Annotated in this window: 23 protein-coding genes and 2 pseudogenes; 16 read left to right on the forward strand and 9 right to left on the reverse strand. The window is 54.7% G+C overall.

What is annotated here, in order from left to right; genetic code table 11:
- Nucleotide 1: 1 nt before the first annotated feature.
- Complete coding sequence (gbd, locus tag AB1E33_RS21070) at nucleotides 2–1,117, reverse strand: 4-hydroxybutyrate dehydrogenase (RefSeq protein ID WP_372579218.1); 1,116 nt, start codon at nucleotides 1,115–1,117, stop codon at nucleotides 2–4.
- A gap of 316 nt (nucleotides 1,118–1,433) precedes the next feature.
- Between gbd and AB1E33_RS21075 the strand changes: the two are divergent.
- Nucleotides 1,434–1,715 (forward strand): annotated as a pseudogene (locus AB1E33_RS21075) (transposase); the annotation flags it as partial.
- 334 nt (nucleotides 1,716–2,049) lie between these two features.
- Here the strand turns inward: AB1E33_RS21075 and AB1E33_RS21080 are convergent.
- Nucleotides 2,050–2,970 carry an IS110 family RNA-guided transposase gene (locus tag AB1E33_RS21080; protein ID WP_372579219.1) on the reverse strand — a complete coding sequence of 307 codons (921 nt, stop codon included), beginning with the start codon at nucleotides 2,968–2,970 and terminating at the stop codon, nucleotides 2,050–2,052.
- A 78-nt stretch (nucleotides 2,971–3,048) separates the two neighbouring features.
- On the opposite strand from AB1E33_RS21080, the pseudogene AB1E33_RS21085 reads away from it, so the two are divergent.
- Nucleotides 3,049–3,249, forward strand: a pseudogene (locus AB1E33_RS21085) (IS3 family transposase); the annotation flags it as partial.
- Nucleotides 3,250–3,370: 121 nt separating this feature from the next.
- Here AB1E33_RS21085 and tnpA read toward each other — a convergent pair.
- The 7 genes from tnpA to AB1E33_RS21120 form a co-directional block, all read right to left on the reverse strand.
- Complete coding sequence (gene tnpA / locus AB1E33_RS21090) at nucleotides 3,371–3,787, reverse strand: IS200/IS605 family transposase (RefSeq protein ID WP_372579220.1); 417 nt, start codon at nucleotides 3,785–3,787, stop codon at nucleotides 3,371–3,373.
- Between the two features lie 150 nt (nucleotides 3,788–3,937).
- Nucleotides 3,938–4,615, reverse strand: coding sequence for a DUF2270 domain-containing protein (locus AB1E33_RS21095; protein ID WP_372579221.1), 678 nt, complete (start codon nucleotides 4,613–4,615; stop codon nucleotides 3,938–3,940).
- 137 nt (nucleotides 4,616–4,752) lie between these two features.
- Nucleotides 4,753–5,730: an NAD(P)H-dependent flavin oxidoreductase gene (locus AB1E33_RS21100; protein WP_372579222.1), complete on the reverse strand. Its 978-nt coding sequence runs from the start codon at nucleotides 5,728–5,730 to the stop codon at nucleotides 4,753–4,755.
- 36 nt (nucleotides 5,731–5,766) lie between these two features.
- Nucleotides 5,767–6,960, reverse strand: coding sequence for a beta-ketothiolase BktB (bktB, locus tag AB1E33_RS21105; protein WP_372579223.1), 1,194 nt, complete (start codon nucleotides 6,958–6,960; stop codon nucleotides 5,767–5,769).
- Between the two features lie 20 nt (nucleotides 6,961–6,980).
- Complete coding sequence (locus AB1E33_RS21110; RefSeq protein ID WP_372579224.1) at nucleotides 6,981–8,030, reverse strand: 3-hydroxyacyl-CoA dehydrogenase family protein; 1,050 nt, start codon at nucleotides 8,028–8,030, stop codon at nucleotides 6,981–6,983.
- 14 nt (nucleotides 8,031–8,044) lie between these two features.
- Complete coding sequence (locus AB1E33_RS21115; protein WP_372579225.1) at nucleotides 8,045–8,815, reverse strand: enoyl-CoA hydratase-related protein; 771 nt, start codon at nucleotides 8,813–8,815, stop codon at nucleotides 8,045–8,047.
- 21 nt (nucleotides 8,816–8,836) lie between these two features.
- Entirely contained in the window at nucleotides 8,837–9,709 is an 873-nt protein-coding gene (locus AB1E33_RS21120) for an NAD(P)-dependent oxidoreductase (RefSeq protein ID WP_372579226.1), read from the reverse strand.
- 178 nt (nucleotides 9,710–9,887) lie between these two features.
- On the opposite strand from AB1E33_RS21120, the gene AB1E33_RS21125 reads away from it, so the two are divergent.
- From AB1E33_RS21125 to AB1E33_RS21190, 14 genes are all read left to right on the forward strand, one after another.
- A complete protein-coding gene (locus AB1E33_RS21125) occupies nucleotides 9,888–11,102 on the forward strand; it encodes a CaiB/BaiF CoA transferase family protein (protein WP_372579227.1) in 1,215 nt (404 codons plus the stop codon).
- Complete coding sequence (locus tag AB1E33_RS21130) at nucleotides 11,095–12,108, forward strand: NADPH:quinone oxidoreductase family protein (protein WP_372579228.1); 1,014 nt, start codon at nucleotides 11,095–11,097, stop codon at nucleotides 12,106–12,108. The genes AB1E33_RS21125 and AB1E33_RS21130 overlap by 8 nt, the downstream gene beginning before the upstream one ends.
- A 38-nt stretch (nucleotides 12,109–12,146) precedes the next feature.
- Nucleotides 12,147–13,115 (forward strand): Bug family tripartite tricarboxylate transporter substrate binding protein, encoded by a 969-nt coding sequence (locus AB1E33_RS21135; protein ID WP_372579229.1) that lies wholly within the window; start codon nucleotides 12,147–12,149, stop codon nucleotides 13,113–13,115.
- Nucleotides 13,116–13,318: 203 nt separating this feature from the next.
- A complete protein-coding gene (locus AB1E33_RS21140; protein WP_372579230.1) occupies nucleotides 13,319–14,407 on the forward strand; it encodes an acyl-CoA dehydrogenase family protein in 1,089 nt (362 codons plus the stop codon).
- A 19-nt stretch (nucleotides 14,408–14,426) separates the two neighbouring features.
- Nucleotides 14,427–14,888, forward strand: a complete 462-nt coding sequence (locus AB1E33_RS21145; RefSeq protein WP_372579231.1) for a tripartite tricarboxylate transporter TctB family protein — start codon at nucleotides 14,427–14,429, stop codon at nucleotides 14,886–14,888.
- A complete protein-coding gene (locus AB1E33_RS21150) occupies nucleotides 14,888–16,387 on the forward strand; it encodes a tripartite tricarboxylate transporter permease (RefSeq protein WP_372579232.1) in 1,500 nt (499 codons plus the stop codon). The genes AB1E33_RS21145 and AB1E33_RS21150 overlap by 1 nt, the downstream gene beginning before the upstream one ends.
- Nucleotides 16,388–16,413: 26 nt before the next feature.
- Nucleotides 16,414–17,397: an IclR family transcriptional regulator gene (locus AB1E33_RS21155; protein WP_372579233.1), complete on the forward strand. Its 984-nt coding sequence runs from the start codon at nucleotides 16,414–16,416 to the stop codon at nucleotides 17,395–17,397.
- 11 nt (nucleotides 17,398–17,408) lie between these two features.
- Nucleotides 17,409–18,563, forward strand: coding sequence for an acyl-CoA dehydrogenase family protein (locus AB1E33_RS21160; RefSeq protein ID WP_372579234.1), 1,155 nt, complete (start codon nucleotides 17,409–17,411; stop codon nucleotides 18,561–18,563).
- 1 nt (nucleotide 18,564) lies between these two features.
- On the forward strand, nucleotides 18,565–19,935 hold the full coding sequence (locus tag AB1E33_RS21165; protein WP_372579235.1) for an acetate--CoA ligase family protein: 1,371 nt from the start codon (nucleotides 18,565–18,567) through the stop codon (nucleotides 19,933–19,935).
- A 71-nt stretch (nucleotides 19,936–20,006) separates the two neighbouring features.
- A complete protein-coding gene (locus AB1E33_RS21170) occupies nucleotides 20,007–20,870 on the forward strand; it encodes an enoyl-CoA hydratase-related protein (RefSeq protein WP_372579236.1) in 864 nt (287 codons plus the stop codon).
- A 61-nt stretch (nucleotides 20,871–20,931) separates the two neighbouring features.
- Entirely contained in the window at nucleotides 20,932–21,414 is a 483-nt protein-coding gene (locus tag AB1E33_RS21175; RefSeq protein WP_372579237.1) for a MaoC family dehydratase, read from the forward strand.
- 1 nt (nucleotide 21,415) lies between these two features.
- On the forward strand, nucleotides 21,416–23,200 hold the full coding sequence (locus tag AB1E33_RS21180; RefSeq protein ID WP_372579238.1) for a PHA/PHB synthase family protein: 1,785 nt from the start codon (nucleotides 21,416–21,418) through the stop codon (nucleotides 23,198–23,200).
- A gap of 192 nt (nucleotides 23,201–23,392) precedes the next feature.
- Complete coding sequence (locus AB1E33_RS21185; protein WP_372579239.1) at nucleotides 23,393–23,734, forward strand: transposase; 342 nt, start codon at nucleotides 23,393–23,395, stop codon at nucleotides 23,732–23,734.
- A complete protein-coding gene (locus AB1E33_RS21190; RefSeq protein WP_372579240.1) occupies nucleotides 23,731–24,420 on the forward strand; it encodes an IS5 family transposase in 690 nt (229 codons plus the stop codon). Before AB1E33_RS21185 ends, AB1E33_RS21190 begins: the two co-directional genes overlap by 4 nt.
- Nucleotides 24,421–24,636: the final 216 nt, after the last annotated feature.

The following is a 24,636-nucleotide window of genomic DNA, read 5'->3' on the forward strand; positions in this document are numbered from 1 at the left end:
TTCACCATGCCTCCTTCAGGATTTCCAGGTATTCTTCTGCGGAGGCGGTCCGGGGATTGGTCAGGTGGCAATGATCTTTCATCGCGCTTTCCGCCACGCCGGGAAGCATCGCTTCAGTAACGCCCAAATAGCGCAACCGCGACGGTAGGCCGATCGCCTGGCTCAACTCCTCCACAGCCTGATCCACATCGTCGCGCGCGAACACCTGGGCAAAAGTGTTCCACTTTTCGCCGATTACTGGTTTGTTGAACCGCAGAACTGCAGGCATCAAGATGGCATTGAGCGTTCCGTGGTGCAGGTTCAGCTCCTTGATTGCTCCCAGTGGGTGCGACAGCGAATGCACGGCACCCAGCCCCTTTTGGAACGCCATTGCACCTTCGAGCGCGGCCATCATCATGTCCCAGCGAGCCTGACGGTCTGAACCGTCCTTAACCGCTGTTTCCAACGCGCCAACGCATTTCATCAGGCCGTCAATGGCGATGGCATCCGCTGGCGCGTTATTTGCCACGCCCATGTAGGTTTCCAGGCAGTGCGACAGCGCGTCCATGCCGGTGGCGGCGGTCAATATCGGCGGAAGGCCCAGTGTCAGTTCGGGGTCACACACCGCAATCGATGGCAGCAGATGAGGGCTGAGAACGCCAAGCTTGCGCCCGTCTTCCATGATCACGACCGAGGCGCGGCCGACTTCGGAACCGGTGCCGGAGGTTGTTGGTATTGCGATCATCGGGCAGATGTTGCCATGAATCTTGGCAACTCCTCCCTCTACTGCAGCGTATTGTGCTAGTGGCAGCTCGTGACCCGTCAGCAGACGAACGCCCTTGGCCAAATCGAGAGGAGAGCCGCCTCCGATCGCAATGATTCCGTCGCAGCCAGCGCGTTTGTATTCAGCTGTCGCTGCAAGAATAGACGCCTCGGTGGGGTTTGAGGGTGTTTCTTCAAACACCGCGAGATCTTCGCCGAATTGATCAGTGACTTTGCGGTGCATGCCCAGTTCGACCAATGCTCTGTCCGTGACAATAAAGGGCGACTTCATGCCGATTTCTTTTGCGAGATCAGCAACTTTCGATACCGCTCCATAGTCGAACTCGATCCTTGTTAAGTAGCTGATCGTTGGCATTTGGTCTCACTTTCAGAAATTTTCAGCATGGATTACTCTCCTTGTCATATAGTAATATATTAATATGTCACTATTGCAAGCCTTTGTTCGTTGCAACCCGAACCGACGGTCTTTAGCCTTGATCCGCACTCAAATCGGCTTTGATGGAATGGACATACCCTGATCTCTCGTCTGGTAGGTTTTGGGAATGCAAGGGCGTTGTTGCAGAACTCTTTCTGCGTAGGATTCACATCGTGAATCCATATGATTATACGAGACCTTGACCCTCTCCCACTGCAGTGGTCCTCCGCTATGTTTAGGAGAACGGAGGAAACACATGGCAAACAAGCGACCGAAGCCGGAAGAGATTGTCACGAAGTTACGGCAGGTTGAGGTTCTGACGGGGCAAGGGATGCCGCGCCGGGATGCAATCCGACAGATTGGCGTGACTGAACAGACGTTCTATCGTTGGAAGAAAAGGTACGGTAGTGTGTGCACGGACCAATTGAAGGAACTGAAGCGTCTGCAGAAAGAGAATGAGCGATTGCGCAAGGCCGTTTCTGATCTGACGCTGGACAAGCTGATATTGGCGGACGCCGCAAAGGGAAATGTATGGTCCGCCCGTGATATGCAATCTCAGATTTCGATGCGCTGAACTGTTGCGTCAATGTATCCGGCCTCCATGTGGAGCGCTCAGCTCCGGGCCTCGGTGGGTATCCGCTGCCGCATATTGCTTGATACTAGCTCGGCCAAAACTGGCCAGTTTCCCTCTTCAGCATCTATGGGTTGCGGATTGTTGCAGCGCCATCTCCTCTCACATCGCACATCATTCTTGAGCCTCAGGCGTACGGTTAGGCCGGAAGCGATCTGTATTCTTTTTCATTGGCCAGAACTGACCAGGCAATTCTCGCCAGTTTGTTTGCTAGCGCTACGGTGGCAACATTCTTATGTGCTCATTGTTCGAGCTCATCGAGCCAGTCTCCGATCCGATGTGCCGAACGGTTCCCATTCAGTTTGAAGCTCCGCGCTCCATGAATGAACATTCGACGCAGGTAAGTGTTTCCGCATTTGATAATGCTGCCCAATCTGGTTTTGCCGCCCGCCGACATCTGCCGGGGCACCAACCCGAGCCAAGCTGCGAAGTCCCGCCCTCTTCTGAAAGCTGACCCGTCTGCGACAGCCGCAATCATAGCTGTGGCAACTAGTGGCCTGCCTCCTGGAACGGTCATAAGGCGTTGGCATGCCGGATCTTTCTTGGCGAGATGTTCTAACTCTTGTGTGAGATTACGAACGGCTGCATCTGTTGACTGCCATTCCGCCCAAAGACCTGAGATCAGAGTGCGCATGGCTTGCGATAGCGCCGTGTTCTCTTGAGCTAAAAGTTCCTGAACCACACCCCGCAACCCGCCGCGCCCTTGGCGCATGGTGATCCCGTGTTCAACCAACAGGCCCCGGATTTGGTTGCTGACAGCAGTGCGACGGCCGACGAGACGATCCCTCATACGATCTACAGCCTGCAATTCCAGTTGCTCTCGTGTCTTGATCGGAACAAACCGCATTGTCGGGCGTTGGACAGCCTCACAGATTGCTTCTGCGTCGAGGAAGTTGTTTTTCTGGGTTCTGAGATACGGCTTCACATACTGCGCCGGCATTAGACGAGCTTCATGGCCCATTTCTGTCAACGTGCGACCGATATAGTGGGCGCTCGCACAGGCTTCCATGCCCACCAGGCACGGTGGCAGGGATCGAAACAAAGCGAAGAGTTGAGGCCTTGTGTACTTGCGCCGCTTAACGATGTTTCCACCGACATCCATGGCGACAACGTGAAGTACGTTCTTGCCGAGATCGACTCCAACAACTGCAAACTCTGACATGGTCCTTTCCTCCCAGTTTGGTTCATGGAGAGGATGACCTGTTTGGTCGCTCTCCGGATTGGGCGGACCATCACATTACTTCTGAGCCCTACTCGCCGCCGCGCCTGTATTGATCGTGTTCGTGCAGAGTTGAATGTCTCAGAACGCCGGGCTTGCCGCGTACTGAGGCAGCACCGATCCACTCAGCGCAAAGTGCCTGTCGGTCGTCCTGATGAAGACCTGTTGGCGGCCGATATGATCGAGCTGACCCGGCAATATGGCCGATACGACTACCGTCGGCGATGTGGTTACGGTGATAGACGACGCAGTGTTTGCCGGTATCATACTGCATGAGTTTTCGTGCAGACGCTGATCCGATTGAAACTCGGAGGGTTTGCTCCAAAGCGTGGATACTGAACCACTACCGACTGGCGTCGGTAGGATCAGCTATATGATTTTCCAGATATTGGAGGACGATGTCTTCGGTGATTGCCCCGTTGGTGGTTGAGAAATACCCCCTGCCCCAGAACCGGCGGCCCCAATAGCGCCTGCGCAACGCAGGAAACTCCCGTTGCACCTTGTGAGACGAACGGCCCTTCATCCTGCGCACCAGATCGGAAATGGCGATTTTCGGCGGCACCGATACGAACATGTGGACATGGTCGGATGACAGCACCCCGCGCAGGATGTCGACCTCGTTCTCGCGACAAACCTGACGAATGATGTCTCGCACCCGCAGGCGCACCCGGCCGGTCAGAACCTTATAGCGGTACTTCGTCGACCAGACGATGTGGTAACGATGATAGAAGACGCAGTGTTTGCCAGCGTCATATTGCATGACCTTACCCTCTGGAAAATGAGCCTCCCGACCGGCTCCGGCTCATTTTCCAGAGGGTAAGGTCATAACACGAACCTTCGCGCTGAAGCAGATCCGACTGGAAGTCGGAGGGTTTCCTCCAATGCGTGGATACTAAACTGCGAATAAGAGTTAACCCATCCCAACACCGCCGCCTCGACGCCGTACGTTGACTGCATCGCGACGGGTTATGAAGCACGATAGCGTTAGAAAAAATGAGATGTACAGAACACCCAATGCAAGGATCACCTCGCCCGGGATCGGCCCAATATCCGCTCGAGAAGTGAATTCCACCAGGTCTCGAACAGGCTGCGGATGAATGAGTAATTTTCCAATGTATGCCGCGGTCTGGATCAGCAGAATCCATAGGTAGTTTCTACGGATGCGCCGACCCATCGCTGTTAGATATCCGACATGATAATCTGGCCGTAAATAGTCATCTGCAAGTGTTTCCTGCCAAGCGCCAAAGTCGTAGCCGTCCCTCCGGAGCATCGGCGCATAGAAGTGCCTTTCCATCCAGCGTGCGCGGGCTCTCCAAACATTGAAATACCTGTATCTACGAGCCTCGAGCGACATGAACAGCCAGACCAGCACCCCGACAATCAGCAATGGCAGCTCTGAAGCCTGTGCTGAAGAAAAGGAGATCGACATCGCAGCGCCAAGGGAAACCACCGACCAGTTTGTGGTGTTGTCTAGACGCGTCCGCCAGATGGTGCTTCGATAGACTTCGCCCCGGTAAAGGTGGGCCAGCGCTCCTATTTCGGCCGCCGTGTAGTGGGTCGGCTCGCGCTCGACCAGTATCTCGTTCATTTTTTTGATCCGCGCTTATGTGAGGGATTATTTCGGGCCGCTAGGTGCAAAATCGGGTTTACTCCGCCATCGACCATCCAAACTCATAAAACCCGAGGGCACAGCGCCCTCAGAAAGTTGGATGCTTCGATCACCGGCTACTCGGCGGCAATCGACACGAGACGATCCTTTATCAGTGCGCCCGCTTCCCTCACGATCCGGTCAACAAGCTCTTTAACTGTCGGAATGTCATAGACAAGTCCGGCCACCATGCCGCAGGACCAGGCACCCGCGTCCATCTGCCCGTCAATCATCACTTTGGGGTAGACCCCCGCGACTTCGTTAGCGATGTCTCCGAATTTGATGTCTTGGCCCAACTCGGCCTCTTTCTCGACAATGCGCTCCACCGCAGCATTGGTCAGCACCCGCTCGGTGTTGCGCAGTGGGCGCATGACCAATCGGGTATCCAACTCGCTGGCCGCAAGGATGGCCTGCTTAACATTCTCATGCACCGGGGCATCCTTTGTGGCCACAAACCGTGTGCCCATATTGATACCCTCGGCCCCCATTGCGAGCGCGCCGACCAGTGAACGCGCGTCGGCCATTCCGCCGGAAGCGACAAAGGGAATCTCAAGCTCGTCAGCCGAACGCGGCAACAGGATCATATTGGGAATGTCATCTTCGCCCGGATGCCCGCCGCATTCGAAGCCGTCAATCGATAACGCATCCACTCCAATGCTCTGTGCCTTGAGCGCATGCCGGACCGTGGTGCATTTGTGAACGACTTTTATCCCGTTGTCCTTTAGCCGTGGCAGCCATTTCTGCGGATTGTTTCCAGCTGTTTCCACGATTTTCACGCCACCATCGATGATCGCCTGAATGTAGCCAGGATAGTCCGGCTGATTGACAATGGGCAGGAAAGTCAGGTTCACGGCGAAGGGTTTGTCCGTCAGATCCTTGCACTTCGCAATCTCATTCGCCAGATCGGCAGGTGAGCGTTGGGTCAAACCCGTGATAGTGCCCATGCCGCCAGCGTTTGATACAGCTGACGCGAGTTCAGCGAACCCAACATAATGCATGCCGCCCTGAATGATCGGGTGTTGAATGCCAAGTAGTTCTGTGATGCGTGTTTTCACAACGATTTCCTCTTTTCAATACGGATTAACCCGCAGTCAGCCATCCACTTTCAGCGCCAACGCGATGCCTTGCCCGCCGCCAATACACATGGTGGCAAGTCCCAGCCCGCCGCCTCGCCGTGTCAACTCGTGGACCAGTTTTACAACGATGATCGCGCCTGTTGCGCCAATCGGGTGACCAAGGGCGATTGCGCCGCCGTTTGGATTTACTTTTTCTGAGTCGAGTTTTAGCGACAGGCTCACTGCAAGAGCCTGGCTGGCAAATGCCTCGTTTGATTCAACAACATCGAAGTCATCAATGTTGAGGCCGGTTTTTTGCAGGAGTTTTTCCACTGCGGTGATTGGGCCGACGCCCATAATTTCGGGATCTACGCCGGAGTGGGCGTAGCCAATGATCTGTGCCATGGGTTTCAGCCCACGAGCCTCTGCCTGCGCTGTCCCCATCAGAACCAGTGCGGCCGCCCCATCATTGATGCCCGACGCGTTGCCCGCGGTAACACTGCCGTCCTTTTGGAAAACAGCCCGCAGTCTACCAAGGTCGTCTTGGGTCATATCTGCACGAAAATGCTCGTCTTTTGTGACTTCAACGGTTTCCCAACGCGCCTTGACCGAAACCGGTACAATTTGACTGTCAAACCGACCCGCCTCCCAGGCCGCCGCAGCGCGGCGATGGCTTTCCACTGCAAAAGCGTCCTGTTCTTCTTTGCTGATGCCCCATTGCGCAGCGACATTTTCTGCCGTGACGCCCATATGACCATTGCCAAATGGATCGGTCAAAGACCCGATCAGCATATCCGTCACCGACATGTCGCCCATTTTGACGCCGTTGCGCACCGCGAACGTGGCGTGAGGTGCTCGGGACATGGATTCTGCTCCGCCCGCAAGAGCCACGTCACAATCGCCAAGCATGATGGATTGAGCGGCTGAAATAATGGCCTGCATCCCGGAGCCACATAACCGATTCAGCGTGAGCGCCGGCGAGGTCGCAGGAACACCCGCCCCCATTGCAGCAACCCGCGACAGGTACATATCCTTGGGTTCGGTATGTATCACGTTTCCGAATACCGAATGCTCGATATCAGAGGCGGTGCATCCTGATTCGAAAATCGCCCGTTTGGATGCAATGCTCGCGAGTTCAGAGGGGGCAACGGCACTCAAGCTGCCACCGAAACCTCCGATGGGAGTGCGTGCACCTGACAGAATTGCTACCGTTCGGTTTCCACGTTCCATGTCTTGAATCTTTCCTGAGATTATAGGTGCGCTGAGGTGTGTGTTGGCTCTGATCCCGCTTTTTCTGTTGCAAAGTCGGCGACCAATTCATTTGGCCCGCGGCTCCATTGAAGAGCAATCTTGGCGCAACGGTCCAATTCAGCTCTGTCGACAATTTGAGCAGCGTGTATTTCTGATACGGGCAGTACGATACCGTGCAAAAGTGTTTGCAGCGCTTGATCGAGATTTGGTGAAAATTTGGCCTCGGTCTCAAGCTCCCACAGTCCTTTGTCTTCGGCCAAACGGCGCAGGCTATTAGCCGGTTGGTAGTCCGGCCCGAGCACAGAGAGGTTGATCATGGCATTCAATGCAATTTCAGGCTTGATGAAGTTCATGACCTCAAATGGTCCGATGGCGCTGCCGACCAACGCGCGACCCAGATCGTTAATCTGCTCGAAGGACCCGTAGCCTCTGTCCACTGCCAACGCAGCAGCATTCAAAAATGGAACAAAAAACCTGTTTATAGCAAAGCCCGGAGTGTCTTTGCATTGCAAAACATCACGATGTGTTTGCCGAAGAAACGTTTCCGCCCGGCGCAGTGAACGATTATCCGATTGAGCACCTTTGATGAGCTCTACAACGGGAGAGGTGTCGGCGGGTGAAAAGAAGTGCATACCAAGAAACCGCTCAGGCGAGATTACGGTTCTCGCGAGATCAGAGACCTGAAGCGCGCTGGTATTCGTAGCAATCACGGCGCTTGGCGTGCAATGCGCGGATATCTCTGGAAGGAGCGCAGATTTTACCGCGAAGTCTTCGAAGACAGCCTCAATCACGATCTCGGCAGATCGTAGCGTCGACATATCGGTGGACAGCGTAATCCGGGAGAGGCATTGCTTAGCCTCAATTGCGTTGACAATCCCTTTTGTTTGTCTGCGCGCAAGCATCCGCTTCAGCCGGTCATTGGACCTTTGCAACGCTGCTTGTGATATATCCACAAGATTGACATTGATCCCGTGGTGCGCAGCGTTCAGAGCAATTCCCGTACCCATGGTTCCGGCACCGACAATTGCAAGATTAACCACTTGGGTCATTTCGGCTATCATGCTCAACGCCCCTTAAATTCCGGTGGACGTTTTTCCAGAAAGGCGTTCGCACCCTCCTGAAAATCCTCGGTGGCAAACATCAGTTGCGTGCCTCGGCGTTCCAGTGCAAGCCCGACATCTAAGGGCGCTTCAACCCCTGCTAGAGTGACTTCTTTTATTTGTCGGACGGCGATGGGCGGCAAGGCCGCGATGCGTTGGGCAAGGGTATGAGCAGACTCCAGAACCTTTTCATCCGGGACCACGTCACTAATAATTCCCAGATCACAGGCTTGCTGAGCGGGAATAAAGTCACCCGTCAACAAGTAACGCATCGCCTGCGCTTTCCCTGCTGCGCGCACCAATCTTTGCGTACCACCGCCGCCGGGGATCAGGCCCAGGCGCACTTCCGGGCAGGCGAATTGCGCGCTTTCGCCGGCGATGATGATGTCAGCATGCATGGCGAGTTCAAATCCGCCACCCAAAGCATAGCCATTTACGGCTGAGATTAACGGTTTGGGGAATTTCGCTATCACCTGCCAATGCCGTTCGATTTCGCGCAAAATGATATCGACGGGCGTGGATGCAACCATCTCCTTAATGTCCGCCCCAGCAGCAAAAAATTTTTTGCCGCCAGAGAGAACGACACAGTGCACCGCATCGTCTGTGGACATGGCGTTGAACGCATCCGTCAGTGCATAGCGCATATCCATGGACAGCGCATTTCGGGCTTCCGAACGATTTAAGGTCAGGGTTGCAACGCCGTTGTCATCGACGGATTTCAGTAAAAGGGACATATTTCCTCCGGCAAGGCCGCTTCATTCAGCCAAGGCATCGTAGATTTCGGGATTCAATAGGGTCGAGGTAAACGCCTCGCCCATTCCATTTTGAATTGCTGTGTCCAGAAATGCAGCGGCGGCACAGGCCGTTGGGCTTCCATGGCCCGTCAGTGCCAAGGATAGTTCCTCGGCATATTTTAGATCTTTCCGGGCGTTGGCAATTGAAAAGCCGCCGTGGTGATATTCCCCACGCAGGGTGGGTGGGACCATTTTTTCAAGGATGGCCGACTGTGCTGCGCCGTTGCCGAAAGCCTCAAGTAGGTTCTTCTGATCAAGCCCGGCGCGCCTGGCCATTGCAAATGCCTGGATAACCAGCGCGGACGTTCCCTGAGAAACGAAGTTGTTAAGAATTTTGGCGGTGTTTCCTGCTCCGGCGTCACCCATCCTGATCGTTGCTTTGGAATAGATATCAGTGACGTTTGACACCCGTAGCAGCTCATCAGCCAAACAGCCGACCACAGACACGAGCTTACCACTGCGCGCTTGAGCGGCCCCGCCGATTAGGCTGGCATCAGCAAAAACAACCCCTTTTTCACGGCATTGCGCGTGCAAACGTTTTGACGTCTCAGGGCGAGAGGATGTCGCGTCAACCCAAACCTGCCCCGATCTCAACGCCGGTAAAAGCGCTCGGGACACCGTTTCGACCACGTCCGCATTCGGCAAGCAAGTCACGACCGAGTCGCTTTCATCCACAAGGGCGCTGACCGAATCGTAGACCCGAGCACCTGTTGAACTAAGTGACTCTTTGCTCTTTTCGCTGCGCGCATAGCCTAACACCTGATGTCCGACATCGCGTGCCCGATGGAGCATCCCGCCACCCATATTGCCAGTTCCAATAATACCGAGACGCACAATTTACTCCGTTCGCCATTGGGAATGCGCGCACCGGCGATCCCTTCTTCTTTCCGCTTTTAGCAATCGATCTTGCTATTGCACAAGTTTTTTTTCGTTTATCGGTAAATTTTCTATTATTGACAAAATATGAGCAATGCGTTTTGTTAGAGCCACGAACGAGAGGAATTAGTGCGTGATGACAACTTCACCCAATCAACCAGACGCTCCGCTTGTCGGCCTGAAGGTTCTGGACATTGCAACCATCATTGCTGCACCATTTGCAGCCGCCTTGCTCGCCGACTACGGCGCGGACGTTTTGAAGGTTGAACTGCCCGGCAATGGGGACGGCGCTCGGGACTTCCCTCCTTTCAAGGATGGGAAATCCCTTTGGTGGAAGGTCATTAACCGCAACAAAAAGTTTATGACCCTGGACCTCCGCAAAGAGCGCGGAGCTGAAATTTTGAAACAGCTGATCGCCGAGCACGACGTTCTGATCGAGAACTTCCGCCCCGGCACGTTGGAGCGTTGGGGGCTGACCCGCGACGTTCTGTGGGAAATCAATCCGCGCCTGGTGATTCTCCGGGCCACCGGATTCGGTCAGGACGGCCCCTATAGCAAACGGCCCGGATTCGCGCGTTTGTTCGAGGCGATGGGCGGGCTGACCTACATCACGGGTCAACCGAGTGGAGAGCCGATGCACTCTGGTTACCCTCTGGGCGATGCCATTGGCGGCATGTTCGGCGCCGTTGGCGTCCTGACCGCACTGCTTGCGCTCAATAACGATCCCGACCGCAAGGGCGAGGAAATTGACCTGTCTATGCTCGAGGCGATTCTGAAGCTGGTCGAATTTCTACCGATTGAATTCGACCAGACCGGCGTTGTCCGCGAACGGTCCGGCAATCGCAGCCAGTATTCGGCTCCGGCGGCGGTCTATCAAACCGGCGATGGAAAATGGGTGTCCCTGTCGGGCAGCACCGATACGCTCTTTGCGTGCAACTGCCGCTCTATTGGGCGCGAAGATCTGATCACCGATCCGCGGTTTGATTCCAACGCCGCCCGTTGCGACTATTCCGACGAGCTGAACGGTATCTTCGAAGACTGGTTCGGCACGCATTCCCTAGACGAGGCGCGCGCACGTTTCGAGGAGTATGGCGGCACACTGGCCCCCATCTATTCAGCAGATCAAATATTTGAGGACCCTCACATCATTGCCCGCCAAGCCATCACGCCTGTCGCAGACGAGGACTTCGGTGAGGTACGAATTCAAAATGTCGTGCCACGCTTTCGCAATCACCCAACACGCCATCGTCACTCGGCAAAATGTCTGGGTGCGGACACGGATGCAATCCTGAAATCTATCGGCAAGTCAGCTGAAGAAATCAAAGAGTTGAGGAGCAATGGCATTGTCTGACAATATTGCAGATATCGGCTATGTGCGCGCCATGCGCGTGCACGATCTCACGGGTCCGGATGACATGCGTCTGGATCAGGTCGCCCCCCAGAGTCCCACCGCGAATGAGGTCCGGGTCCGGGTCTACGCGGCGGCGGTCAATTTCCCGGATTTGCTGATGACAAAGGGGGAATATCAATTTAAACCGGAGCCCCCATTTTCACCGGGTCTTGAGGTCTCTGGCGAGGTGCTGGAATGCGGACCGGATGTCGAGGGGTATGCGCCGGGCGACCGCGTCATCGCCCGAACGCTGACCTTGTTTCCCGGTTTCATCGAAGAAGTTGTGATCCCTGAAGACTATCTTTTCCATATCCCGGACGCGATGGATTACGACAGCGCTGCGGCACTCTTCATTACATATCATACCTCCTACAACGCCCTGATTGAAAAGGCACAGTTGCAGAAAGGCGAAACTCTTGTGGTACACGGTGCCGCGGGCGGGGTTGGTCTGGCTGCGGTGCAAATCGGGCTTGCGGTTGGCGCGCGCGTCATCGCAACTGCCGGATCGGATGAAAAAGCCGAGTTTCTGAAACGCGAAGGCGTTCACGAGGTTATCAATTATAGTACCGAAGACATTCGCACGCGGATCAAGGAACTGACCGACGGTGTCGGTTGTGATGTGGTGCTTGATCCTGTGGGTGGTGCGGCCTTCAAGGCTTCGGTTCGCAGCCTTGCGCCCGGCGGACGGCTTCTGGTTGTCGGCTTTACCTCCGGTGGCATCGAAACTGTTCCAGCCAACATCATCCTGATCAAGGAGATATCGGTGATCGGGATACGCGCCGGTGAACACTGCAAACGACACCCGAATGCGATGCATAAGGCGGTGAGCCAATTGCTGGAATGGTATCGCGAAGGAAAAATAGCCCCGCGGATCGCCAAATCCTTTCCGCTGGAGCGTACTGCCGACGCAGTCAAGGCGCTGCAGGATCGCAGTGTTGTCGGCAAGGTCATCGTAGAAATGCAGTGACTACCAAAGAAAAAGACCAACATCAAAGGAGGAAGAAGATGAAATTTACCACTCGAATGCTATCGCTGGCCGGTTGCCTGGCGGTGACCGCAACATTGGCTGTGGCTGAGGATTGGCCAAGTGAACCAATTCACATCATTGTGCCTTATGCAGCTGGTGGCGGAACCGACACCACTATTCGTATGCTTGTGCCTAAAGTGTCCGGAATTCTTGGCGAAACCGTTGTTGTTGAAAACAAGCCCGGTGGGGCAACGATCATCGCGACCCAAGCCGTTCAGCAAGCTGAACCAAATGGCTACACGGTTGGTGCAGCGGCGGCACCATTCACCCTGAATACCGCCCTCGGTAAGGAGACACCATACAATCCGCTGACAGATTTTGAGCATATCATCAAGCTTGTGGATATGCCGATCTGCGTCATCGTGAATCCGGCGCACCCTGCTCAGAACTTCGACGAGTTTGTTGAATGGGCGAAGGCTGAATCCGATCCGGTACTCTACGCCTCTCCGGGTGTCGGAAGTATGCCGCACCTTTGGGCAGAAGCGCTCGCAGCAAATCTAGGCTTCAAGGTTGAACATGTAGGCTACAAGGGCTCGGCCCCGGCGCTGGTCGATGTTCTGGCCGGCAACATCCTGGTTCTGTTTGACGGGTACAGCCCAAGCTGCCGTCAGGCGAAGGACAATGAACTGCGTATCCTCGTAAACGGTTGGCATGAGCGCACACCTCAGCTTCCAGACACGCCAACTGCGATTGAGCTCGGTTACGACGTGCCACGCGGCTCAGCAAACTTCGGTATCTATGCACCGAAAGGTACACCGCAGGATATTCAGCAAAAGCTGAATGACGCCTTCCAGGCTGCGCTGGATGATCCGGAGGTTCAGGGCCGTTTGGCAGAAAATGGCTTGTTGCCAGCTGGCGGTTCGGGCGCTGATTACAACGCCTTCCTGACCGAAACGATCAATCGCTTCACCAAGGTGGTGAACGACGCGGGCATTACGGTCAACTGACCGGTTTGCCTGGCGGAGGTGTACTCCCCACCTCCGCCAACTTTTTGAATTAATGCACGGTGAAACGAACAATGAAGTTTGAGCACTCTCAGAAGACAGCGGATCATGCATCCAGAACCCACGAGTTCTTTGAAGCTCGAATTCTGCCGCGCAATCGGGAGTGGAACAAACATGCGCGCGCTCACGGTGCCGAACCGAATTGGATGGCGTCGCTCCGGCGCGAGGCGCGCGACGCAGGCCTTTGGGCGCATCCGGTTCTGCCAAACCCATATTCAGAAAAACTTAATAATCTGGAATTCTCAGCTTGTGCCGAAATCATGGGTCGGCTGCCGTGGGCCCCGGCGGTCTTCAATTGTCAACCCCCCGATTTGCCCAACATGATCATGCTCAGCGAAGCCGCCAATTCCAAACAGAAGGAAGAATGGCTGAACCCCCTACTCACCGGCGACATCCGCTCAGCCTTTGCAATGACCGAACCAGACGTGGCCTCGTCTGATGCGCGGAATATTTCGCTTAGGATTATTAAGGTTGATCAAGGATACCTGCTGAATGGTCGCAAGTGGTATATTTCCGGCGCAGGACACCAAGACTGCGAGCTGCTGATTGTCATCGGTGCTCTGGAAGGTGCGGGCTCGCGGAGACATTGCTGTTTGCTCGTCCCGGCGAAGGCGGACGGGGTCACAGTTGTCCGAAAACAAGGCTTTATGGGGTGGGAAGACCATTGTGCCCCGATTGCCGAGCTGACATTTGAGAACGTTCTCGTGAATAAAAGCGCGCTTGTCGGTGCCGAGGGAGAGGGATTTTCCGTCGCCCAATGCCGCTTGGGGCCCGCGCGCATTCAGCACGCAATGCGCGCCATCGGTCTTGGAGAAACACTGATAGAGTTGATGGTCGCGCGCAGCGCAGGACGCGCTGCATTCGGACGCCAGATCAGCGAATTCGATACGGTGCAAGGGTGGATTGCCCAATCCCGTGTCAAACTCGAACAATCACGGCTTCTGGTCCAAAAGGCGGCATGGAAACTGGACAGGGAAGATCATTCTTCGGTCTGGAAAGACGTCTCTTACGCAAAGATTGCCGTTGCCCAATCCGTGCATTGGATCGCGGATCACGCGCTGCAATGTTTCGGTGCCGCCGGAGGAAGCGAGGATTGGCCGATACATGGTGCCTTGGCTTGGGCACGGGCCTTCAGAGTATTTGATGGGCCTGACGAGGTACATTTGCGTCAGATCTACAAAGCAGAAAGCAAATCGGAGAACCCAGACGTTCTATTCGAATACGGATTGGCCTGAACGGCTAAGGGAGGAAGAAATGGCAGTTTTTGGAGTTTTTGGCCGCGCCAATTTGATATCAGGGTTGATTGTCGCCGGTGTAGGGGCAACGACAATTTTAGTTGCTCAAACCTATCCATTGGGGTCAGCTACGCGCATGGGACCTGGGTACTACCCAACCATCCTTGGGATCCTGTTAATGTTCTTGGGAACCCTCATCATTTTATTCGACAGTCGAAGATCCGTCGGATCAGGGCTTCCAAGTGCTGATTGGCACAGTCTGACCATGATCTTGGCTGGTGTCGGCATCTTTGCAGCGCTTATCGAAACCGCCGGATTGGCACCGGCAATCCTCGCATGCATCTTTGTTAGTGCGCAGGCAGATAAGGAACTAACTCTAAAGGAAACATCGCTGCTGGCGCTCGCAGTTACCTTAGGCTGCATTTTGATTTTCGACTTCGCACTTGGAATGCCCGTTGATGTTGTACGGGGGATTATCTGATGGATGTCGTTAACAATCTCATTCTTGGGTTTTCTGTCGCCCTATCCTGGACGGCCCTCTACTATTGTTTAGTCGGAGTCACGCTTGGCACGCTTGTTGGCGTATTACCGGGAGTTGGCACACTTGCGGCCGTTGCGCTTCTGATGCCGCTGACCTTCGAACTCGAGCCTACCATCGCCCTCATTATGTTGGCTGGAATTTACTATGGCGCGGCTTACGGCGGTTCCACAGCTTCAATCCTGCTTAACCTTCCGGGCACCGCAAATACTGCTGTGTCAGCCTTCGAGGGATATCCGATGGCAAAGTCGGGTCGCGCTGGCGTTGCATTGTTCATGACCACAATCGCTTCGTTTGCAGGCAGTATATTCGGCCTCATCATCCTTATGTTTTTTGCACCACAGCTTGCGAAAGTGGCTTTGAAGTTTGGTTCACCGGAATACTTCTCGTTGATGGTCCTCGGCTTGTTAGCGGCGTCGCTTTTGTCCGCAAAAAGTCCCTCCAAAGCCTTATCCATGGTGGTATTCGGCCTGCTGATCGGTAGCGTCGGCACCGATCCAAACTCAGGCTTCATCCGGTTCTCCTTTGGTGTACCGAGCCTATTTGAAGGGTTTAGCCTCGTGGCCGTGGTCCTGGGGCTGTTTGGCATGCACGAGGTGATCTCGAATGCGGGTCACATGCGCTCTGCTTCGATAAATTCAAAAGATATCACCCTCCGCTCGCTGATGCCTACCCGTCAGGATTGGAAGGATTCCTTTAAACCGATGGCGCGTGGCGGAGGGCTCGGCGCCTTCTTTGGCGCATTGCCTGGTACCGGTGGTGCCGTTGCAACATTCGTGAGCTATGCAACGGAACGCAAGCTCGCCAAAAATCCTGAAAGATTTGGAAATGGTGCGATTGAAGGACTCGTCGGCCCCGAGACCTCTAACAATGCCGCCATTCAAACGGCATTCATTCCGACATTGACCTTGGGGATTCCAGGCGATGTCGTAATGGCGCTGATCCTGGCAACACTTATCATCCACGGCATTCAGCCTGGTCCGGCAATGATCCCTCAGAATCCTGCCCTGTTCTGGGGCCTGGCAGCCAGCTTCTTTGTTGGCAACATCATGCTGCTTGTTCTGAACATTCCAATGATCGGCGTTTGGGTACGGCTTCTCACCATTCCCTACAAATACCTGTTCCCAACGATCATCGTTTTTGTTTGCATCGGCGTCTATTCAATCAACAGCTCTACGTTCGATGTTTGGCTGGTCGCCGGGTTCTCGCTGCTTGGCTACTTTATGGTGAAATTCGGCTTTGAACCGGCCCCGGTTCTCTTGGGTATGATCTTAGGTCCGATGCTGGAAGAACACCTACGCCGCTCAATGCTGATTTCACGCGGTGATCCAATGGTCTTCATCGACAGGCCAATTAGCGCAATTTTCCTGATACTGACACTTTCCCTGATATCGATATTTGCTTGGAGTGGGTATCGAAAACGGGCTAAGGGGAGGGCCTGACACAGCCAATACCCGGAGACCCGCTCATGTCGAGTGAATCGTATCAACTCAAAACCCTGCTCAAGGCCATGCAAGTTTTACAATTACTGGAAAAATCGCGAATGCCCATGTCCCTGACCGAGATATCGAACGCACTCGGCATGCAAAACTCGATTGTATTCCGGATTCTCAAGACCCTCGAAAGCGCCGCCTACATCGGCATAAAAGGCGATGGGAAACAGTATGAAGTTATTAATCGCGGGGACAACCTGGTTGCCGCTAAACAGATGCTGAATATCCTCGACCATTTACCGGAAAATGTCGGCCAGACCATGTCGGATGACGAGCTGTCGAACGCATCGGGTTGGGACTGTTCCGCGGACAACGGCCTTATGGAGCTGATGGAAAGAGAAGGCCTCATCCAGCTTACAGAAGATCGAAAGTGGAGCCGCTCCCCTAAAATCCTGAGATTTGCCAAACCGTTCCTCACAAGCGATCTGATCTCTTCAACAGATGAACTGGTCCGCACCGTCCATCGTGAAACTAACGAAAGCGTCGGGGTATTTTCAAATTTGGTTAGTCGGCAGGTTCTGGTCTCGCATCTGGAATCCAATCAGGCGGTAAAGCTGTCGCTCCAAATTGGATCTGAATTCTCGTTGTTCCGGGGTGCAGCTGGCAAAGCCTCCCTCGCGGCAATGACTGACGACGAAATTCGGGGGCTTGCCGAGATGGCCAATCCTGAAGACGTGCCCGACATGGGCAAGCTGATGAAAGAAATCACCGGGTTCAGAGAGCGGGGATTTGCCATTTCAGTTGGTGAACGCCTTCCGGACTCCGCAGCGGTAGCCTGCGCACTTTGCGACACAAGCGGTGCGGTTCGCGGTGCCATCATTGTCCAGTTTCCGGCTTTCCGGGTCTCGCGTGAAGGCATGATGGAAATCGGCGAATATTTGGCAAAGCAAGTCTCGGATTTCAACTTACTACCCACCCAATCAACCGACCCGGATGCCGAAAGCTCCGGGCCCTCATAACAGGAAAAAAGATGCTCAGAGACGAAGCCAAACTTGAAAACCTCCTCAACGAAGTTCGCGATTGGGTCAAAGAGGTCGCAATTCCCAATGAGGACCGCGTCGCCAATGAAGACAGGGTGCCTGACGAGATCGTCGATCAGATGCGCCAGAAAGGCTTCTTTGGCTGGAGCGTACCGGAAGAGTTTGGCGGGTCGGGACTGACTGGGGAGGAGTTGGTCGCGGCCGCTCTTGAATTGTCTCAGTGTTCGCCAGCATTTCGCGCGCGCGTCGGAACAAATACGGGGATCGGCTCAGGGGCGGTAATTGTCGCCGGAACCGAAGAGCAAAAGGCAATATACCTTCCCAAAATCGCGAGCGGTCAAATGACCGGTTGTTTCGCCCTGACAGAACCAGATGCCGGTTCTGAGGCCACAAACATCAAGACAACCGCCGAACGCGATGGCGATGACTATGTGTTGAACGGGTCGAAATGTTACATCACCAACGCGCCTATCGCCGATCTGTTTACGGTTTTTGCCCGCAGCGATCCAAATACTAAGGGCTCCAAGGGCATCAGCGCCTTTTTGGTAGAAAAAGGTACCCCGGGCCTGCGTGCCGGATCGCCTTATAAAAAAATGGGCCAGGCAGGGTCGCCGGTGTCGGATGTGTACTTTGAGAATTGCCGCGTCCCCGCATCGGCACTGCTCGGAGGCGAAGAAAACACGGCGTTCAGTGTTGCGATGAAAGTGCTGAACAAACAGCGTCTGCACCTATCGGCCCTTTGCATTGGGCCGGCGATCCGGATGCTGGATGAAATGGTGGCGCATGCTTCCAAACGGGTCCAATTCGGCAAGCCGATTGCAGAATACCAGCTGGTGCAGGCCATGATTGCCGACAGCAAGACCGAAATACTTGCGGCAACTGAACTGGTGAAATCAACCGCACGTCTCTGGGATCAGGGTATCGATACTCGGATGGAAGGCTCTGCCTGCAAGTATTTCGCGTCCGAAATGTGCAGCCGCGTGGCCGACCGCGCTGTGCAGATATTCGGAGGCGCTGGGTTTGTGGCCGATCACAGCTGTATTGAACGCTTCTACCGGGACACTCGGCTGTTCCGTATCTATGAAGGCACCAGTCAGATTCACCAGCTGACGATTGCCAAGCAGGTTCTCGCCAGGGCTGCGTGACATGTCCTTTACAGATCGTATGTTCGATCCGAGGTCCGTCGCCGTCATCGGGGCGTCCCCGCGCCCCGGAACGGTTGGTCAGCAGGTTGTTGAAAACCTGATGAACAGCGACTTCACCGGATCACTTTACCCAGTAAACCCCTCGGCGTCCGAAGTTTTGGGGCTACGGGCCTATGGGGACATTGCCTGCCTGCCGGAGGTTCCAGACCTCGCGGTGCTGGCAATTCCGGCCTCAGCTTGTGCTGACGCTCTCGAACAGGCGGGTCGCGCAGGTATTCCCAATGTCATTGTGCTGAGTTCCGGCTTTTCGGAAGTTGGCCAGGCTGGGAAGGATCTGCAGATTGCTTTGACGCGGATCGCAAGACGTCACGGCATAGGCCTGATCGGTCCAAATTGTCAGGGCCTTATGAACATGGCGCACGGTGTCCGCATCGGCTTTGGAACACCTTATTCTCTGTCTTACAAGGTGGGGAAAGTCGGCGTCATCTCGCAATCAGGCGCGTTCGGAAATTCGATACTGCTTGAGTTGGACCGGGCTGGAATCGGCGTTTCGAAGTATATCTCGACCGGGAATGAGGCCGGGCTCAAAAGCACCGAAGTGCTGGAGCAGTATCTGTCCGATCCATCGATTTCCACTGTGGCCATGTATATTGAGGGTCTTCACGATCTCGATCGTTTTGGCGAATTGGCCCGGAGCTTCCGCACCCAGGGCAAACAGATCCTGCTGTGGAAAGTCGGGAATAGCGCGGCTGGTGCTCGCGCAGCCACGCGGCATACTGCCAATCTGTGTATTGAAACGCAATTTGAACCTGCGCGGTTCGCAGCCGACGGCGTCATTGCCATTTCAGACATCGATCATCTGGTAGACGCTGCCCGTGCTCTTGGTACTGAAAGAAAGCTGCTGTCCAACTATGTGGCCATTGCCTCGGTTTCCGGCGGTGTCGGTATCGAGATGGCCGATCAATGTGCAGCGCACGGGCTAAACGTCTCGCGCCTTAGCAACGATACCGAAGCAGCGCTGACTGAAACGCTTCCTGAATTTGCCAGCCTGCAAAACCCTGTTGATCTGACCGGAACGGCATTCACCAGCCCCGAAGCCATCCAGGACGCCCTTCTGGCAATCGCCCGGGATCGGGGCATCGGAGGCCTTCTTGTTGGGCTGGCCGCGGTGTCGGGCCAGGCCGCCTCTTTGGCCGCCCGGACCATTGCAAACATTTCCGCCAAAACAGACCTTCCGATCATGGTTGCCAGCAATGCCCCGCGATCGCTCGCTGCCGACGCCTATTCCATCTTTGAATCCACTAAAATTCCAGTTTTCCGCAATCCTGCCCGCTGTGTCCGCGCACTTAAGACGCTGCAAACAGCGGGTTAGCACCCACCGGATTCCGCTTGGCTCAATTTAGGAACCGGTAACCGTTCCGGAGACTTCTTGAAAGGAAAGAGATGTCCTACTCAACACTTAAATACGACACCGCCGAGAAGATAGCGATTATCACGTTGTCCCGGCCCGAAAAGCTGAATGCATTCACCATTGAGATGGGGCAAGAGATTGTTCAAGCCCTGGATGAGGCGGATCAGGATGACGCGGTACGCGCAGTGATTTTTACGGGCGAGGGACCCGCCTATTGTGCAGGCATGGACCTCGGCGTGGGCGGCAACGTGTTTGGCCTCGATGAAAGCGTCGACCCACTTGGGCCCGAAGCCGCAAAAATACGCGATTCCGGGGGCTTTGTTACCCTGCGCCTCTTTCGCATGACCAAACCCGTCATCGCCGCCGTTAATGGGGCTGCTGTAGGTATCGGCGCGACGATGACGCTGCCCATGGACGCGCGGATCATTTCTACCAAAGCACGAGTTGGCTTCGTCTTTTCCCGCGTAGGCATCTGCACCGAGGCCTGTTCAAGTTGGTTCCTGCCACGACTTGTTAGCATGAGCACCGCGCTGGACTGGACAATGTCGGGAGAAATTCTGCGCTCCGACGCCCTATCCAATGCAGGCTATGCGCAAAAGGTCTCGGAACCGGATAGCCTGATTGACGACGCAATCGCCTTGGCAGGGCGCTTTACCTCCGAAACCTCACCGCTCTCGGTTGCCGCCAACCGCCAGTTGCTTTGGCGCATGAGCGGAGCTGCGCACCCGATGGAGGCCCATCAGCTCGACAGTCGGCTGATGCTGGAGCTCAGCATGTCGGACGGCAAGGAAGGGGTCGCGGCATTCAACCAGAAACGCTCTCCGGAATTTCCACAGGGTCTAAACGGACGCCTACCACGCAGTCTCGAATGGTCTGCCGAGCCTGACTTTCGGTGAGCACTCAGTGCGGCTCATACCGGGCCGCACTATCAAATCCACAACGCAGGAGCAAACGCTCATGCCAGTCCTAAAGAACAAACCACGCAACCTTTCTGAACTGGCCCAATTCATCGGGCAGGAAATCGCAGTATCAGATTGGTTGGACATCAGCCAACAGCGCGTCAATGACTTTGCAGCCTGTACCGACGATGACCAATGGTTGCATACCGATCCTGAGCGAGCCCGACATTCGAGCCCCTTCGGCGAAACGATCGCCCACGGCTATTTGACACTGTCGCTGCTCACCAAGTTGCAAAGCGATGCAAACGCTTGGCCCTCTGATGCCGAAGCTACGATCAACTACGGCATTGAAGACGTGCGGTTTATCGCACCGGTCAGTACCGGGGGGCGCATCCGGAACCGTGCGACACTGCAATCTCTGAAAGCCAAATCCGAAAACAGTTGGATCATGGCGCTTCATAATACAGTCGAGATCGAGGGCCAGACCAAACCAGCCCTCGTCGCCACCAGCCTGTTGTTAGTCATGGGAGGCAAGGACTAAGATGGATCCGAAACAAATTTCATTTATGAGCGTGCAATATCAGGGGCTGATGAGCCGGGCTCTGGTGTTGCTCGGCCGTGTTACAGCTCAGTCCCTGCCACGGGCGACCGGTCAAGAGTTCTCGGTGTTCGATGCCAACTCTATTGCAGCAAGCTTTTATCGCGGCGGATTGGAGCTTTTGAACGAACCGAGAAGACTGGCGGAAGTTCAGAGAGCTTATTTCCAGTCGATGACCGAACACTTCACTACATTGATGAGCGGAAGCTCAGTCGCACCAGACCGGCGGTTTAAGGACGCAAGTTGGGAAAGTGACATCACATCCCGCTTTCTTCGCGATGCCTATTTATCATTCGAAAGATCCGCGAACGATATCCTCCAGTCGCTACCTGCCTCGTCCAAGGACGCTTTTCGCATCTCGTTTTACGTTAGACAGATCATCAGCGCCCTGTCTCCATCAAATTTCTTTGCAACCAACCCTCAGGCCAGAAATCTATTCATAGAAACCGACGGTCAAAGCCTGCTGAATGGGCTATCAAATTTGCTCGACGATCTGGAGCGAGGCGAAGGGCGACTGGATATCACAACCAACAGTTCCCAGGCATTCGAGGTCGGAAAAAATCTGGCTACCACTCCGGGCAAGGTCGTCTTTCAAAATGACATGATGCAGTTGATCCAATACGAGCCCCTGACAGACAAGCAACACAGTCGACCCATGTTGTTTGTCCCAGCCTGGATCAATAAATTCTACATTCTCGACCTGACCCCCAAAAACAGCCTGGTGCGGTATATGCTTGAACAGGGGCACACGATCTTTGTGATCAGCTGGGTAAATCCGGGTCCGGAACACGCAGATAAAGGGTTCGAGAATTATCTGAACGAAGGTCCACTTGCTGCTCTCGACACTGTTGAACAGATAACCGGCGCAGACAAAGTAAACGTCATGGGATTTTGCATTGGCGGGATTCTTGTCATGGCAATGCTTGCCTATCTCGAAACCTGCAAGGAAGATCGAATTGGCACGGCGACAACCTTGGCGTCGATGATTGACTTTAGCGAGGTAGGCGACATCGGCGTCTTTATTGACCGGGATCGGCTGACGGCGTTGCGCGAACACATGGCCGACAAGGGATATCTGGAAGAACATCATCTACAGGAAATGTTCTCCACGATCCGTGAGAAAGATCTGATTTGGTCGTTCCACGTTTCCAACTATCTGCTCGGTAAGAAACCTCCGGCATTCGACTTGCTTTATTGGAACGCGGATTCGACCCGGCTGCCCGCACGTATGCTTGAGTGGTATATCGAGAAAATCTACATCGAAAACCGCTTACTGCAGCCCAACGGTTTGGAATTGAACAGCAAAAAAATCGACCTATCAAAGATCAAAGTACCTTTCTATGCATTGGCGGCGAAGGAAGATCATATTTCGCTTTGGACATCGGTTTTCCCTGCCACGGAGATCATCAGTGACAACGTTACTTTCGTGCTTGCGGGATCAGGTCATATCGCCGGCGTAATCAATCCACCCCGGGACAAACCGAAATACTACTACCGCCACAGCGGTACGTTGGGCGAAGGCGCTGATGCATGGTTAGCATCCTCTGAAAAGGTCGACGGTTCTTGGTGGCCACATTGGGTCAACTGGCTACGGCAATATGAAAGTGATGCAAAAGTCCCAGCCAGACCGCCAGCAAAAAACTCGTCTGGAGTATTTGAGGACGCGCCTGGCCAGTTTGTAAGAAGGTCGTCTCACGCGGCCCATATTCGCGAAACTCCGAAATTATAAGAATCATTCACTTCAGATCTTTAGCCCGAGTCTCGTAGCCGAACTCCGAATGTGCCATTCCATGGCCAACCGGGCAGCATCTGGCTGCTCGCTCTTGATGGCCTCAAAGATTTTCACTTGCTCATCACATATGTTGCACGGATCGCGCTTCAGGATTAGCTCTGTTGCTTTCCCTCCCGTGAGTTGCTGTGGATGCCATACAAATTCAATGATGCTCGTCGCAACAAGTTCCCCAAAGCAAAGTACCGGGTCACGAACTGCTCGGAATACAACGAAAGTCTCCGGCAACGGGGCGATGTGACGCTCTGGGTGTCTGACGATGTGGTGCAGAACTGGGCATCGCCACGTCGCAAGACACGCGGCGGCCAGGCACGTTATTCTGATCTGGCAATCGAGATCTGTCTCACTCTGCGGGCCGTGTTTCGACTCCTGCTCAGGCAAACTCAGGGCTTCGTGCTGTCGATTGCCAAGCTGATGGGCATTGACCTTGCGGTGCCGGATTTTTCGATCCTGTCACGACGCGGCAAGGGATGAGGATCAACCAAAACCGGCGAGTTGCAAGTAAGCCAATCACCCTCATTGTGGACAGCACAGGTCTGAAAGTGCATGGCGACAATGGCTGGCATAGAGAAAAGCAAGGCACCAGGAAGGCACACAAAACATGGCCCAAACTCCACATCGGGCTCGAACCGGAAACTGGCGATATCGTTACCTCGAAGCTGACCACTGAACATGTGGGCGATGACACGGCGCTTCCAGATTTGCTCACCGACGTGGATGAAGATGTGAGCCGGTTTCTGGCGGATGGTGCGTATGATGGCCTGGGTGTGGTAGACTGTCTGGAGAACAAGTTCGGGACCGGGATAGAGATCACTGTCCCTCCGCCAAAGAACGCAGTTCGAGGCAAGAATGCACAGCGCAATCACCACATCGATGCCATCGCCGAGCGGGGCCGGATGAACTGGCAAGTCAAATCGGGGTACAACCAGAGATCACAGGTTGAAGCGCAGATCGGTAGATGGAAACAGGTTTTCGGCGATCGCCTGCAGCGTGATTTTGACTGTCAAATCGCCGAAACGAAAGTAGCAGCAAAAGCGCTCAACCGCATGACATCTCTCGGTCGTGCGGAATATGAACGCGTCGTCAAAAGTGATGGGGTAAGGGGCCAATCCGCCCCAATTCTGATCCATGCAACACATTCCCAGAATGGGCACGCGTAGACAACGGCTTCACGAACTCCCGGAACAAGGACAGATGCTCCCACCCATCCTTGTCCGTTCCTCGGTCAGCACGTTGTTGCACGGGTCTGATAGAAGGCGCAGTTCGCCTTTCCCGGGGGATTTCAGACACGTTCGAACTTCGCACAACCGAGTTCGGTCATACGGTTGAGGGCTTTGGTAGATATCCGGATTTCGGTGTTTTGCCGGTCGATCTGC

This window comes from Ruegeria hyattellae (assembly GCF_041537925.1).
GTDB lineage: Bacteria > Pseudomonadota > Alphaproteobacteria > Rhodobacterales > Rhodobacteraceae > Ruegeria_C.